Origin of the sequence: Nocardioides sp. zg-1230 (assembly GCF_013155335.1) — a bacterium.
Taxonomy (GTDB): Bacteria; Actinomycetota; Actinomycetes; order Propionibacteriales; family Nocardioidaceae; genus Nocardioides.
In genome coordinates, this window is sequence record NZ_JABJQZ010000003.1 from 64,192 (window position 1) to 77,225 (window position 13,034).

The following is a 13,034-nucleotide window of genomic DNA, read 5'->3' on the forward strand; positions in this document are numbered from 1 at the left end:
CATGACCCGCACCCGCACCGCCCTTGCCGCGATCCTCGCGAGCGGCCTCCTCGCCCTCACCGCCTGCAGTGGGGCCGACGGCGCAGGCGGGGCCGATCAGAAGGCCACCCAGCCCGCCGACGCCCCGACCAGCGAGTCCACCGCGGACGCCCAGACCGACGGGGCCGACGAGACCGGGCAGGCCGGGCACAGCGGGCACTACGCCGAGCCCGCGAAGTCACGCCGGCTGCGCGCGGGGGAGACGCGTACGACGATCGCGATGCCCGGCGCGTACACGCCGTCCGCCCCCTACGGCACCGGCACCGACGACTACCGCTGCTTCCTGCTCGACCCCGAGCTCGAGCGCGACGCCTGGCTCACCGGCACCCAGGTGCTGCCCGGCAACCCCGACGTGGTGCACCACGTGATCCTGTTCCAGGTCACGCCCGAGCAGGTGGCCGCCGCCGAGGCGAAGGACGCCGCGGAGGAGGACGAGGGGTGGACGTGCTTCGGCGGCACCGGGCTCGACCGCTTCCAGGACGTCAACCGCTCGTCGTGGATCGGCGCCTGGGCGCCGGGCGGCGAGGAGTCCGTCACCAAGCCCGGCTACGGCATCCGCCTGCGCAAGGGCAGCCGGATCGTGATGCAGGTCCACTACAACCTGCTCGCCGGCCAGCAGCCCGACACGTCCGCCGCGCAGCTCCGCCTCGCGCCCGGCAAGCGTGACTACCAGGCGCTGAGCACGATGCTGCTCCCCGCGCCGGTCGAGCTGCCGTGCAGGCCCAAGCACTCCGACGGTGAGCTGTGCGACCGCGAGGCTGCGGTCGCCGACGTGAAGGAGCGCTTCGGCGCGGACGGCAACACCGCCGACCTCCTCTACTTCCTGTGCGGGGGGAAGCCGCGCGCCGGCGAGGTCCAGTCGTGCGTGCGCACCCTCGCCGACCCGATCACGATCCACGGCGTCGCAGGCCACATGCACCTGCTCGGTCGTTCGCTCAAGATCGAGGTCAACCCCGGCACCCCGCAGGCGCGCACCATCCTCGACATCCCGGTGTGGGACTTCGACGACCAGGGCAGCCGGCCGATCGACCCGATCCGGCTCGAGCCGTTCGAGCAGGTCAAGGTCACCTGCCGCCACGTCCAGTGGCTGCGCGACAAGCTGCCCGCCTTCGAGGGCCAGCCCGACCGCTACGTCGTGTGGGGCGAGGGCACCACCGACGAGATGTGCCTCGGGATGCTGCAGGTCACCCGCCCCTGAGTGACCCCCGGTAGCATGGAGGGGCTCTGCCACCGACCCGGAAGGCCGCCCCCACGGGCATCCATGACTGCGACGAACCAGCCAGGCACCCCTCAGGAACGACCGACCCACACCGTGGTCGTCCCCAACAGCATCGACATGGTCTCCGTCCTCGGCCCCGGCGACGAGCACCTCCGGTTGATCGAGCGGGCCTTCGACGCCAGCGTCCACGTCCGCGGCAACCGCATCACCCTGTCCGGCGAGTCGGCCGAGGTCGCCATGGCAGAGCGCCTCCTCGACGAGGTCGTCACCCTGGTCCGCACCGGTCAGGGCGTCACCGGCGAGACGGTCGAGCGGATCATCCAGATGCTGCGCACCGAGACGCAGGAGCGGCCGGCCGACGTGCTGAGCCTCAACATCCTGTCCAACCGCGGTCGCACGATCCGGCCCAAGACGCTCAACCAGAAGCGCTACGTCGAGTCGATCGACAAGAGCACGATCACCTTCGGCATCGGCCCCGCGGGCACCGGCAAGACCTACCTCGCGATGGCCAAGGCCGTGCAGGCCCTGCAGGCCAAGGAGGTCAACCGGATCATCCTCAGCCGCCCGGCCGTCGAGGCGGGGGAGCGGCTCGGGTTCCTGCCCGGCACGCTGAGCGAGAAGATCGACCCCTACCTGCGCCCGCTCTACGACGCGCTGCACGACATGGTCGACCCCGAGACCATCCCCAAGCTGCTGGCCGCCGGAACGATCGAGGTCGCCCCGCTGGCGTTCCTGCGCGGCCGGTCGCTCAACGACTCCTTCATCATCCTCGACGAGGCGCAGAACACCACGCCGGAGCAGATGAAGATGTTCCTCACCCGTCTCGGCTTCGGCTCGCGCATCGTCGTCACCGGCGACACCAGCCAGGTCGACCTGCCATCCGGCACGAAGTCGGGCCTGCGGGTCGTGGAGGGCATCCTCGACGGCGTCGACGACATCACCTTCTGCCGCCTCACCGGCACCGACGTCGTGCGCCACCGCCTCGTCGGTCGCATCGTGGAGGCCTACGACGTCTTCGACGCCGAGGCCGAGGCCGCCCGCCCGAAGAGCAGCGGACCGAGGAGCAAGCGATGAGCATCGAGGTCCTCAACGAGTCGGGCCTCGAGGTCGACGTACGCCGCCTCTCCCGGCTCGCGCAGTTCGTGATGGAGCAGATGCGCGTCCACCCGCAGGCCGAGCTGTGCATCAAGGCGGTCGACGAGGACACCATCGCCGCGCTCAACGGCCAGTGGATGGAGAAGGAGGGCCCCACCGACGTCCTGGCCTTCCCGATGGACGAGCTCCGCCCCGGCAAGGTCAACGAGGAGCCCGAGGAGGGCGTCCTCGGCGACCTCGTGCTGGCCCCGTCGGTCGCCGAGCGGCAGGGCGAGGAGGCCGGGCACGGAGGCCAGGCCGAGATCGACCTGCTGACCGTCCACGGCATCCTGCACCTCCTCGGCTACGACCACGCCGAGCCCGAGGAGCACGCGGTGATGTTCGGGCTGCAGGGCGAGCTGCTCGAGAAGTGGCGCGCCGACGCCGGTCCCGCCTGACATGACCGCTGACATCTGGCAGCTCGGCTCAGCCGCCCTGCTGGTCGTCCTTGCCGGCCTCTTCTCCGCTGCCGACGCCGCCCTGGGCGGCTTCTCTCGTGCCCGCGCGGAGGAGCTGAAGGCCGAGGGTCGGCCCGGGGCGGTCCGGCTCGTGAAGCTGCTCGACGACCCCGCGCGCTACCTCAACACCGCGCTCCTGATGCGCCTGCTGTGCGAGATCAGCGCGATCGTGCTGGTCGCCACGTGGGCGCGCGACGCCTACCAGGGCTCGCCCGTCCCGACCTTCCTGACCACCATCGGCGTGATGCTGGTGGTGTCGTTCGTGGTGATCGGCGTCGCGCCGCGCACCATCGGCCGCCAGCACGACGTACGCGTGGCGCTGGCGTCGGCCGGCCCGCTGTCGCTGGTGACGACCATCCTCGGCCCCATCCCGGCGCTGCTCATCCTCCTCGGCAACGCCATCACGCCCGGCAAGGGCTTCAGTGAGGGCCCGTTCTCCACCGAGACCGAGCTGCGCGAGCTCGTCGACATGGCCGAGGCGGGCGCGATCATCGAGTCCGGCGAGCGCCGGATGATCCACTCGGTCTTCGAGCTCGGCGACACCATCACCCGCGAGGTGATGGTCCCGCGCCCCGACGTCGTCTACGTCGAGCGGCACAAGAACCTGCGCCAGACCCTCTCGCTCTTCCTCCGCAGCGGCTACTCCCGGATCCCGGTGATCGACGAGAACCTCGACGACATCGTCGGCATGGCCTACCTCAAGGACATCGTGCGCCGCGACTTCGAGGCCCCCGACGTGGAGTTCACCCAGCGCGTCGACGAGGTGATGCGGCCGGTGCACTACGTCCCCGACTCCAAGCCGGTCGACGCGCTGCTCACCGAGCTGCAGGCGCGACGCCAGCACATCGCGGTGGTGGTCGACGAGTACGGCGGCACGGCGGGGCTGGTCACGATCGAGGACGTCCTGGAGGAGATCGTCGGCGAGATCACCGACGAGTACGACGCCGAGGAGGTCGAGGTCGAGCACCTCGACGGGGGCGCCATCCGGGTGTCCTCGCGCTACCCGGTCGACGACCTCGACGAGCTGGTCGGCTTCGACGTCGAGGACGACGACGTGGACAGCGTCGGCGGGCTGATGGCCAAGCACCTCGGCAAGGTCCCGATCCCCAGCTCGGTCGTGGAGTGCCACGGCCTGCGGCTGGAGGCCGAGCGCGCCACGGGGCGCCGCAACAAGATCGGGACCGTGCTGGTGACCTTGCTCGCCCCGGAGGCCGACGAGTCCGACGAGGACCCGGCCTAGGGTTCTCGCATGAGCACTCACGACGCCACCGGCCCCGTGGCCAGCCCCAGCGAGGAGGACGCCAAGCTGGTCACCCTCGCCCGCGCGACGCGCGCCCGCGCCCGCGCCGACGAGGGGGCGGCGGTGCGCGACCTCGACGGACGCACCTACGCCGCCGCCAGCGTGCGGCTCGAGCACCTCGACCTGTCGGCGCTCGAGGTGTGCGTGGCGATGGCCGTCTCGTCCGGCTCGGCAGGCCTCGAGGCAGCCGTCGTGCTCACCGGCACCGAGCCCGTCCTCGACGCCGTACGTGACTTCGCCGGACCGGGCGTCCCGGTGCACGTCGGCGACGAGCGCGGCATGATCGCCCGCTCGACCTCGACCTGAGAGCAGCCCCTGGTCCAGTGACGTGCTCGCGCCGGCGGTCCGGGATCGCTAGCGTGGAGGGGTGCGAACGACTGTCGGTCGCGAGCAGCACGCTGCCCGGGAGGCAAGGCTCAGGGAGTCCTACGCCGCCCTGCCGCCGGGTGCCCCCGTGCGGCTGGCCAAACGCACCAGCAACCTCTTCCGCGGCCGGTCCGCGGCCGCGACCGGTCTCGACGTCTCCGGGCTGACGGGCGTCATCGAGGTCGACGGCGACGTCGCCGACGTGCAGGGGATGTGCACCTACGAGCACCTCGTCGAGGTGACGCTCGCCCACGGCCGCATCCCGCTCGTCGTGCCGCAGCTTCGGACCATCACGCTCGGCGGCGCGGTCAGCGGCCTGGGCATCGAGGCGACGAGCTTCCGCAGCGGCCTGCCGCACGAGTCGGTCCTCGAGATGGACGTGCTCACCGGCGCGGGCGAGGTGGTCACGACCAAGCCGGGTGACGACCTCTTCGACGCCTTCCCCAACTCCTACGGGTCGCTCGGCTACGCCACCCGGCTGCGCATCGAGCTCGAGCAGGTGCCGTCGTACGTCGTCCTCCGGCACGTCCGCTTCCCCGACGCCGCCGCGCTCGCCGAGGCCGTCACCCGCGTGGTCGAGGAGCGCGCCTGGGCGGGGGAGCGGGTCGACGCGGTGGACGGCGTCGCCTTCGCCCCCGACGAGCTCTACCTCACGCTCGCACGGTGGACCGACGAACCGGGCCCGACCAGCGACTACACCGGGCAGCACGTCTTCTACCGGTCGCTGCAGCAGCGCGCCACCGACCGACTGACGATGCACGGCTACCTCTGGCGCTGGGACACCGACTGGTTCTGGTGCTCGCGGGCCTTCGGGGCCCAGCACCCGGTCGTCCGGCGGGTCTGGCCGCGGCGGCTGCGTCGCTCCGACGTCTACTGGAAGCTCGTCGCCCTCGACCGCCGGCTCGGCGTCGCGGACCGGCTCGACCGTCGCGCCGGACGGCCCCGGGGCGAGCGCGTCGTGCAGGACGTCGAGGTGCCGGTCGAGCGGCTGCCGGAGTTCCTCGACTGGTTCGACCGCGAGGTCGGCATGCGCCCGGTGTGGCTGTGCCCGCTGCGGCTGCGCGACCGCGAGTGGCCCGGCTACCCTCTGACCCGCGGGACGACGTACGTCAACGTCGGCTTCTGGGGCATCGTCAACGTCGGCCCCGACGCGCCCTCCTCGCCGCGCAACCGCGCGATCGAGGCGAAGGTCTCCGAGCTGGGCGGCCACAAGAGCCTCTACTCGGAGGCCTTCTACGCGCCCGACGAGTTCGACCGTCTCTACGGCGGCGCCCACCTGGCCCGCGTCAAGGCCGCCCACGACCCCGACGACCGACTGACGTCCCTCTACGACAAGGTGGTGCAGCGACGATGACCCTCCACACGGACCCGGGGTCGCGCTCCGGTGCGACGGCACGCCTGACGATCGGCGCCGCGATGGACTCGCTGGTGAGGGGCGGGCTGCCGCTGCACTTCACGGCGTACGACGGCAGCAGCGCCGGTCCTCCGGACGCGCCCGTCGGGATGCAGCTGCACAACGAGCGCGGACTCGCCTACCTGATGACGGCTCCCGGCGACCTCGGCATGGTGCGGGCCTACGTCAGCGGTGACCTCGACCTGTCCGGTGTCCATCCCGGCGATCCCTACGACGCGCTCGTGCTGTTGAAGGACCACACGAAGTTCCGGGTCCCGGCCCCGTCGGAGGCGCTGCACATCGCCCGCAGCCTCGGCCTCTCCCACCTGCGACCGCCCGCGCCGCCGCCGCAGGAGCACCTGCCCCGCTGGCGGCGCGCGGTCGAGGGGCTGCGCCACTCGATGACCCGCGACGCCGAGGTGATCTCTCACCACTACGACGTCTCCAACCGCTTCTACGAGCTCGTGCTCGGGCCGTCGATGGCCTACACCTGCGCGCTCTACGAGGCGCCCGACGCCACGCTCGAGGAGGCCCAGGCGGCCAAGTTCGAGCTCGCGTGCCGCAAGCTCGACCTCCGGCCGGGCCAGCGCCTGCTCGACGTCGGCTGCGGCTGGGGCACGATGGTCCGGCACGCCGCCCGGGAGCACGGCGTACGCGCGCTGGGCGTGACGCTGTCGCTCGAGCAGGCCGAGTGGGCCAAGGAGGCGATCGACCGCGAGGGGCTCAGCGACCTCGCTGAGGTGCGCCACCTCGACTACCGCGACGTCGTGGAGTCCGGCTTCGACGCGGTCAGCTCCATCGGGCTCACCGAGCACATCGGGGTGCGCAACTACCCGGCGTACTTCCGCCACCTCCGCGACCGCCTCAGGCCCGGCGGACGCCTGCTCAACCACTCGATCACCCGCCGCCACAACCGGCGCCAGGAGACCGGGCACTTCATCGACCGCTACGTCTTCCCCGACGGGGAGCTCATCGGGTCCGGCACGATCATCGGATCCGCGCAGGACCAGGACCTCGAGGTGCAGCACACCGAGAACCTGCGCCTGCACTACGCCGCCACGCTGCGCGACTGGAACCGCAACCTGGTCGAGCACTGGGACGAGTGCGTGGCCGAGGTCGGCGAGGGGACGGCGCGCGTGTGGGGGCTCTACATCGCTGGCTCGCGCGTCGGCTTCGAGCGCGACGAGGTGGAGCTGCACCAGGTGCTCGCGACCCGCAACCACGACGACGGCCGTTCCGACTTCCCGATGCGTCCCGACTGGTGAGCCACCGATAACCTCGACGGGTGAGCACCCGTGCAGCCCAGTTCCAGGCGACCGTACGTCGCCGCGAACCGCTCTCGGACCACCTCGTCCGGCTCGTGCTCGACGACCTCGACGGCTTCACCTCGACCGGCGTCCCCGACGAGTGGGTCGGCCTCGTCGTGCCCGGTCAGTTCCAGAGCCGCTACTACACCGTGCGGTCCTTCGAGGACGGTGAGCTGACGCTCGACGTGGTGGTCCACGACGTCGGCCTGGTCACCGAGTGGGCGATGCGCGACTGCGTCGGCGACACCGTCACGATCACCGAGCCGAAGGCGTCCTTCGTGCCGCCGGCCGGCGCGCGCTGGCTGCTGCTGGTCGGCGACCTGACGGCCATGCCGGCGATGGCCCGCATCGCCGAGACCCGTCCCGACCTGCCGACGTACGTCATGGCGGAGGTGCCCGACGACCTGACCGGCTACCTGCCGTCCGACGTCGACGTGACGTGGCTGGCCCCGCCCGCTCCCGGCCAGAGCGCGTTGGCGACGGTGGTCGAGGGGATCGAGTGGCCCGAGGGCGAGGGCTACTTCTGGATGGCGGGGGAGTCCGCCCAGATGCGCGCGATCCGCAAGCACCTGATGCGCGAGGTCGGGCTGCCGACCAGCCACTACGACGTGATGGGCTACTGGCGCGCCACCGCCGCGCGGCAGCCGCGTGCGGTCGACCCCGGACCGGTCTGGCGCGCCGGCAAGGCGGCAGGCAAGACTGACGAGCAGATCTGGGCCGACTACGACGCGGCCCGGTCCGAGGAGGCGAACGATGGCTGACAACGACGACCAGGACCTCGGGCACGACGACGAGCTGGATGACGAGCTGGATGAGGAGCTGGATGAGGACTTCGACCTCTCCGGTGTCGCTCCGGCGGGCGCCTTCTACGAGGCTCCGGAGGGCTATCGCAGCGGCTTCGCGTCGTTCGTCGGGCGCCCCAACGCCGGCAAGTCGACCCTGACCAACGCGCTGGTGGGGCAGAAGATCGTCATCACGTCCTCCAAGCCGCAGACCACCCGCAACGTGGTGCGCGGCATCGTGCACCGCGACGACGCCCAGCTGATCCTGGTCGACACCCCCGGCCTGCACCGTCCCCGCACGCTGCTGGGCGAGCGGCTCAACGACCTCGTGCGCACGACCTGGGCCGAGGTCGACGTGGTCGCCGTGTGCTTCCCGGCCAACGAGAAGATCGGCCCCGGCGACCGGTTCATCGTCACCGAGCTCGGCAAGGTGCGCCGCACGGTGCGCATCGCGGTGGCCACCAAGACCGACCTGGTCACCCCCGAGCAGCTGGCGAGCCACCTCGTGGACATCGCCGCGCTCGGTGAGGAGACCGGCACCGAGTGGGCCGAGATCGTGCCCGTCTCCGCGGTGGCCGGCGACCAGGTCGACCTGCTCGCCGACCTCCTCGTCGGCCTGCTGCCGGAGGGACCGCCGCTGTACCCCGACGGTGACCTGACCGACGCGCCCGAGGAGGCGCTCGCTGCCGACCTCATCCGCGAGGCCGCCCTCGAGGGTGTCCGCGACGAGCTGCCGCACTCGATCGCGGTCGTCGTCGAGGAGATGGGCCTGCGGGAGGGCCGGCCCGACGACAAGCCGCTGCTCGACATCGTGGCCAACCTCTACGTCGAGCGCGACTCCCAGAAGGGCATCATGATCGGCCACAAGGGGTCGCGGCTGCGGTCGGTCGGCACCGCCGCCCGCAAGCAGATCGAGGCCCTGCTCGGCACGCCGGTCTACCTCGACCTGCAGGTCAAGATCGCGAAGGACTGGCAGCGCGACCCGCGCCAGCTCCGCAAGCTCGGCTTCTGAGGATCAGAGGCCCAGGCTCCGAGCGGTCGAGCGCACCGCCTCCGCGGACGCTGCCAGCCGATCCCGCTCGTCCGGGCTGAGGGGCGTGGCGAGGACGCTCTCGACGCCGGACCGGCCGACGACCGACGGCATCGAGAGGCACACCCCGGAGAGCCCGTGCACTCCGTCGAGTCGCGAGGTCACCGGGAGGACGCGGTGCTCGTCGTGGAGGACCGCCTCGAGCATGCGGGACACGGAGAGGCCGATCGCCAGGCTGGTGGCGCCCTTGCCCGCGATGATCTCGTACGCCGCGGTGACCACCCGTTCGTGGATCCGGGCACGGGCGTCGGCGTCGAGGCGGCCGACGCCGGGCGACTCCCAGTCCTCCACCGGCACGCCACCGATCGTGGCGGTGGACCAGAGCGGCACCTCGGAGTCGCCGTGCTCGCCCGCGATGTAGGCGTGGACGTTCTGCACGGCCACGTGGGTGTGCTCGGCGATGAGGAACCGCAGCCGGGAGGAGTCCAGGACCGTGCCGGACCCGAACACGCGGTGGCCGGGCCATCCGGAGAACTCGAGGGCCGCCATGGTCACCACGTCGACCGGGTTGGTCACGACGAGCAGCAGGGCTTCGGGAGCCAGGGTGACGAGCGCCGGCACCAGGTCACGGCACATCGCGACGTTGGCCGCGGCGAGGTCGAGCCGGCTCTGGCCGGGGTCCTGCTTGGCCCCGGCCGTGATGACGACGACGTCTGCGTCCGCGCAGACGGCGAGGTCGTCGCTGCCCGTGATCTCGGCCATCGGGGTGAACTGCATCCCGTGGTTGAGGTCGAGCACCTCGGCCCGCACCTTCTGGGCGTTGAGGTCGAACAGGGCGAGCTGGCGGCACACGCCGCGGATCTGGGCGGCGTAGGCGATGGCCGTTCCCACGGCTCCGGCTCCGACGATCGCGACCTTCGACATGGGCCCACTCTGACAGGCTTCGGGTCAGGCCGGCACCCAGCAGATGCCGTAGCGCTGCCCGGCGTCCCACTGCTCGCGCGTCGGGCTCTCCTGGGACCAGGTGAGGTCGAGCGGGTCGTCGGTGGCGCCCGCGGCGACGTCGCGGCAGACCGGGTCCATGCGGGCGGCCACCACGCCGCGGGCGGGCAGCCTGCGACCGGGGATGTCGACGGTCGCGAGCGCGCGCCACGAGTGCGTCGCGCCGCACGTCACGCGTCGGAAGCCGCGGGCGCCGGGCGCCGCGGTCGCGCACATGGCCGGCCCCGCCCAGCCCTTGGTCCGGCGGGGGAGCCGAAGCAGCTTCCCGGGGCCGGCGACGGCGACGACGTCGCAGCGGAACCAGTCGGCACCGGCCTCCGCCCGCGCGGGGCTCGGGCTGAACCAGACCGCTCGGACCATGCTGAGCCGCAGCTCCCGCGGCGTACGTCCCAGGTGACGGGGGAGCCGGGTGGTGCAGGCCCGGCTCATCTGCCGCTGGGCGGCCCGGGAGTCCACCCGGCGGGTGAAGCCGGACTTCGTCGTGAGGTCCAGCCGGCCGACGAAGTAGGTCTGGGCCGTGTGGGCGCGGCGGCACGCGACCGGCGCCGTGCGACCCACCACGGCGACCGCCTGGCGCAGGGACAGGTCGTGGCACTCACCCACCTCCGGCGTCGGGCCCGGGTCCGGAGGAGCGGTCTCGGTCGGGCTGGGTGCCGACGAGGGGGACGCGGTGGGGTCGTCCGCCGGCGTGTCCGTCGGTGAGGTGCACGCCGACAGCAGCGCCGCCGTGGCCAGGATCGCGAGGAGCCGTCTCATCCCATCACCAGCGCCGCGAGCGTGCCGCCCAGCTCGTACGCCGCCTCGCGGTCCGCCTCGCCCACGTCGCCCAGCACGTCGAGGACGGGAGCGCTCTGCCGCCAGGCGAGCGCACCGACGATCGACTGGACCGAGCGAACCGCTCCGGTGGTGTCGTAGCGCCCGTGGACGTAGAGCCCGTACGGCTTGCGGCCTCCCTCGACGGTCGCGGCCGAGCCGTCGTCGGTGAGCGCACCCCCGGCCTGGAGGAAGATCGAGTCGAAGAAGTGCTTGTATGATTTCTTAGAGCTATTTGGAGGTGCTCGGTGGATGCAGTCATCTACGCCAGGATCTCTCGCGACAGTGCTGGGGAAGGGCTCGGAGTCGCACGCCAAGTCCAGGACTGCACGCGCAAGGCGGAGGCCCTCGGCTGGAGCGTGACACACCAGTATGTCGACAACGATGTGTCTGCGTCGAAGAACAAGCCGCGCCCCCAGTACGAGCAGATGCTGCACGAGATTGAGGCGGGGAACGTGACGGCCGTGGTCGTGTACGACCTGGACCGTCTCACTCGCAAGCCGATGGAGCTGGAGTCCTTCATCCTCTTGGCCGAGAGGTACGCAGTTGAGCTAGCGAACGTCTCGGGGGACGTCGACCTCACGACGGCCAACGGAAAGATGATGGCGCGGATCAAGGGTGCGGTTGCGCGTCAGGAAGCCGACAGAATCGCGGAGAGAACGGCCCGCCAAAAGGCGCAGGCGTTGGCAGATGGCAAACCGCTCGGCGGTCGCTACAGGCTCTTCGGGTACAACCGCGACTGGTCGGTCAATGAGGGTGAGGCAGCGATCGTCCGCGAGGTTTTCTCCCGCGCGCGCTCTGGGGAGTCGCACGGTTCGATCTCGCGTGATTTGCGGATGCGGGACATCCGCACTGTGACCGGGGGACAGTGGGTTCCTCTGCAGACCGCACGACTCCTGCGCACCCAGCGCTACGCGGGACGGTCGGTGCACAACGGTCAGGTGGTTGGCAACTCTCAAGTCACGCCCTTGGTGTCCGAGGTGGACTTTGAGGCGGTTCAGCGGCCAACACCGGGCCAGACGCGGGGTAGGGCTCGCAAATACTTGCTAAGTGGGTTCCTGGTCTGCGGGGCATGTAAGGCCACCATGTCCGGCAGCAACGGGCGGTACCGCTGCGACCCCGCCATGGGTGGATGCGGGACGGTGGGGATCAAGGCCGATTGGGTCGATTGGCCCATCGGTGGACGAGTCGCCAGCCTGCACCAGCAGGTGAGAGTCGGCGAGCCTTTCGAGTCGCGGGATTACCAAGCCGAGTTGGACGAGACCGACCGGCGCATCGAGTCACTGCACGAGCGGCACCGAGCAGGCGACTTGGACATGGAGGATCTCGTCGTCTTGTTGAAGGAGGAGCGGCGCAAGCGAATGGTGACTGTTGCCTCCCTGGCGGAGGACACGTCGGAGATTGATCGGTTCCTGCGGGGCCTCGAGGAGTTCGAGACAGCGGACATTTCGGTCAAGCGGGAGATCGTGGCTCGGTACCTCAAGTACATAGTGATCTCGCCCTCGGGCAAGGGCCGCCAACCTCACCAGAGCCGCGGGCGGATCACAGTCACGTGGCGGAACAACTCAACGGAGAACCTGCTGACTGACACCCCGCGTCTGGACTATCGGTGGGTGTTGTGAACGTGAAGCCCTTCGGCGGGGCTGCCCCTTCAATGCCTCGCGGGCGGTCAGAGTAACTACCCGTTACCCTGCACCAACCCAGCAATAACCGGAAAATGAGCCTGGGTGACGTGTTTGCCGGATTGAGTAGTAACTCCCCGGCGTGCCCAAAACGCCTACTCTGTGCCGACGTGACGGGCAGTAGTAACTATGGTTCCCCTTACGCCTACACAACCCCCGTGTGTGCGTGTAGCGCTGTGGACTTGTTGGTTTGCAGTGGCGGGCAATGAGCGAACGCGCACTCGGGCGCAGGAAGCATCGTGACGCCTAAGATGGTCTTTCGCGGTGTCCGCGATGCCTTCGTGGGAGGAGCCCGGGGTGCAGGTCCCCCTCTTGGTCGTCCGACTTGGGACGATGGTGCGTGCCATTCTGGGCGTTGGAGCTCTTGCTTGGCTGTTGGTGGTGTCGGCAACGCTCGAAAATGAGGCCGATCCGACGCTCGAAAACGAGGCCACCGGTTCGTGTTGTCTAGTCTGCCGGGTCTTGGGTTCTGATGCTGGGCAGGGTGTCGATTCCGCGGTTGCGTAGCC

At 70.6% G+C, this 13,034-nt stretch carries 13 protein-coding genes; 10 read left to right on the forward strand and 3 right to left on the reverse strand.

The genetic code is table 11. The features are described 5' to 3' along the window. Position 1: 1 nt before the first annotated feature. The 9 genes from HOO61_RS11890 to era all read left to right on the forward strand — a co-directional run bounded on the left by HOO61_RS11890 (position 2) and on the right by era (position 9,010). Positions 2 to 1,237, forward strand: a complete 1,236-nt coding sequence (locus tag HOO61_RS11890; RefSeq protein ID WP_172258942.1) for a hypothetical protein — start codon at positions 2 to 4, stop codon at positions 1,235 to 1,237. A gap of 63 nt (positions 1,238 to 1,300) precedes the next feature. Next, positions 1,301 to 2,332 (forward strand): PhoH family protein, encoded by a 1,032-nt coding sequence (locus HOO61_RS11895; protein ID WP_172258943.1) that lies wholly within the window; start codon positions 1,301 to 1,303, stop codon positions 2,330 to 2,332. Beyond that, a complete protein-coding gene (ybeY, locus tag HOO61_RS11900; RefSeq protein WP_172258944.1) occupies positions 2,329 to 2,790 on the forward strand; it encodes an rRNA maturation RNase YbeY in 462 nt (153 codons plus the stop codon). The genes HOO61_RS11895 and ybeY overlap by 4 nt, the downstream gene beginning before the upstream one ends. 1 nt (position 2,791) lies before the next feature. Next, the gene (locus HOO61_RS11905; RefSeq protein ID WP_172258945.1) at positions 2,792 to 4,090 is read left to right on the forward strand and encodes a hemolysin family protein; all 1,299 of its coding nucleotides are present in this window, start codon (positions 2,792 to 2,794) and stop codon (positions 4,088 to 4,090) included. A gap of 9 nt (positions 4,091 to 4,099) precedes the next feature. Next, positions 4,100 to 4,456 carry a cytidine deaminase gene (locus tag HOO61_RS11910; protein ID WP_172258946.1) on the forward strand — a complete coding sequence of 119 codons (357 nt, stop codon included), beginning with the start codon at positions 4,100 to 4,102 and terminating at the stop codon, positions 4,454 to 4,456. Between the two features lie 61 nt (positions 4,457 to 4,517). Beyond that, the gene (locus tag HOO61_RS11915) at positions 4,518 to 5,870 is read left to right on the forward strand and encodes an FAD-binding oxidoreductase (RefSeq protein ID WP_172258947.1); all 1,353 of its coding nucleotides are present in this window, start codon (positions 4,518 to 4,520) and stop codon (positions 5,868 to 5,870) included. Continuing rightward, complete coding sequence (locus tag HOO61_RS11920) at positions 5,867 to 7,174, forward strand: class I SAM-dependent methyltransferase (protein ID WP_172258948.1); 1,308 nt, start codon at positions 5,867 to 5,869, stop codon at positions 7,172 to 7,174. The genes HOO61_RS11915 and HOO61_RS11920 overlap by 4 nt, the downstream gene beginning before the upstream one ends. Before the next feature lie 20 nt (positions 7,175 to 7,194). Next, positions 7,195 to 7,977: a siderophore-interacting protein gene (locus HOO61_RS11925; RefSeq protein ID WP_172258949.1), complete on the forward strand. Its 783-nt coding sequence runs from the start codon at positions 7,195 to 7,197 to the stop codon at positions 7,975 to 7,977. Further along, positions 7,970 to 9,010, forward strand: a complete 1,041-nt coding sequence (gene era / locus HOO61_RS11930; protein ID WP_172258950.1) for a GTPase Era — start codon at positions 7,970 to 7,972, stop codon at positions 9,008 to 9,010. The genes HOO61_RS11925 and era overlap by 8 nt, the downstream gene beginning before the upstream one ends. Positions 9,011 to 9,013: 3 nt before the next feature. Here the strand turns inward: era and HOO61_RS11935 are convergent, their stop codons facing one another. The 3 genes from HOO61_RS11935 to HOO61_RS11945 are packed head-to-tail and all read right to left on the reverse strand — an operon-like array spanning position 9,014 to position 11,160. Further along, positions 9,014 to 9,952 carry an L-lactate dehydrogenase gene (locus HOO61_RS11935; protein WP_172258951.1) on the reverse strand — a complete coding sequence of 313 codons (939 nt, stop codon included), beginning with the start codon at positions 9,950 to 9,952 and terminating at the stop codon, positions 9,014 to 9,016. 24 nt (positions 9,953 to 9,976) lie between these two features. After that, a complete protein-coding gene (locus HOO61_RS11940; RefSeq protein ID WP_172258952.1) occupies positions 9,977 to 10,786 on the reverse strand; it encodes a septum formation family protein in 810 nt (269 codons plus the stop codon). Continuing rightward, positions 10,783 to 11,160 carry a hypothetical protein gene (locus HOO61_RS11945; RefSeq protein WP_216658875.1) on the reverse strand — a complete coding sequence of 126 codons (378 nt, stop codon included), beginning with the start codon at positions 11,158 to 11,160 and terminating at the stop codon, positions 10,783 to 10,785. Before HOO61_RS11945 ends, HOO61_RS11940 begins: the two co-directional genes overlap by 4 nt. Here HOO61_RS11945 and HOO61_RS11950 point away from each other — a divergent pair. Beyond that, positions 11,092 to 12,465, forward strand: coding sequence for a recombinase family protein (locus HOO61_RS11950; RefSeq protein WP_172258953.1), 1,374 nt, complete (start codon positions 11,092 to 11,094; stop codon positions 12,463 to 12,465). The genes HOO61_RS11945 and HOO61_RS11950 overlap by 69 nt on opposite strands. Positions 12,466 to 13,034: the final 569 nt, after the last annotated feature.

Excerpts from the sequence above, each read along its gene's own strand:
- HOO61_RS11935 (WP_172258951.1), bottom strand. The coding sequence starts at position 9,952 with ATGTCGAAGGTCGCGATCGTCGGAGCCGGAGCCGTGGGAACGGCCATC.
- HOO61_RS11890 (WP_172258942.1), top strand. The coding sequence starts at position 2 with ATGACCCGCACCCGCACCGCCCTTGCCGCGATCCTCGCGAGCGGCCTC.
- HOO61_RS11920 (WP_172258948.1), top strand. The coding sequence starts at position 5,867 with ATGACCCTCCACACGGACCCGGGGTCGCGCTCCGGTGCGACGGCACGC.
- HOO61_RS11910 (WP_172258946.1), top strand. The coding sequence starts at position 4,100 with ATGAGCACTCACGACGCCACCGGCCCCGTGGCCAGCCCCAGCGAGGAG.
- ybeY (WP_172258944.1), top strand. The coding sequence starts at position 2,329 with ATGAGCATCGAGGTCCTCAACGAGTCGGGCCTCGAGGTCGACGTACGC.
- HOO61_RS11895 (WP_172258943.1), top strand. The coding sequence starts at position 1,301 with ATGACTGCGACGAACCAGCCAGGCACCCCTCAGGAACGACCGACCCAC.
- era (WP_172258950.1), top strand. The coding sequence starts at position 7,970 with ATGGCTGACAACGACGACCAGGACCTCGGGCACGACGACGAGCTGGAT.
- HOO61_RS11905 (WP_172258945.1), top strand. The coding sequence starts at position 2,792 with ATGACCGCTGACATCTGGCAGCTCGGCTCAGCCGCCCTGCTGGTCGTC.
- HOO61_RS11940 (WP_172258952.1), bottom strand. The coding sequence starts at position 10,786 with ATGAGACGGCTCCTCGCGATCCTGGCCACGGCGGCGCTGCTGTCGGCG.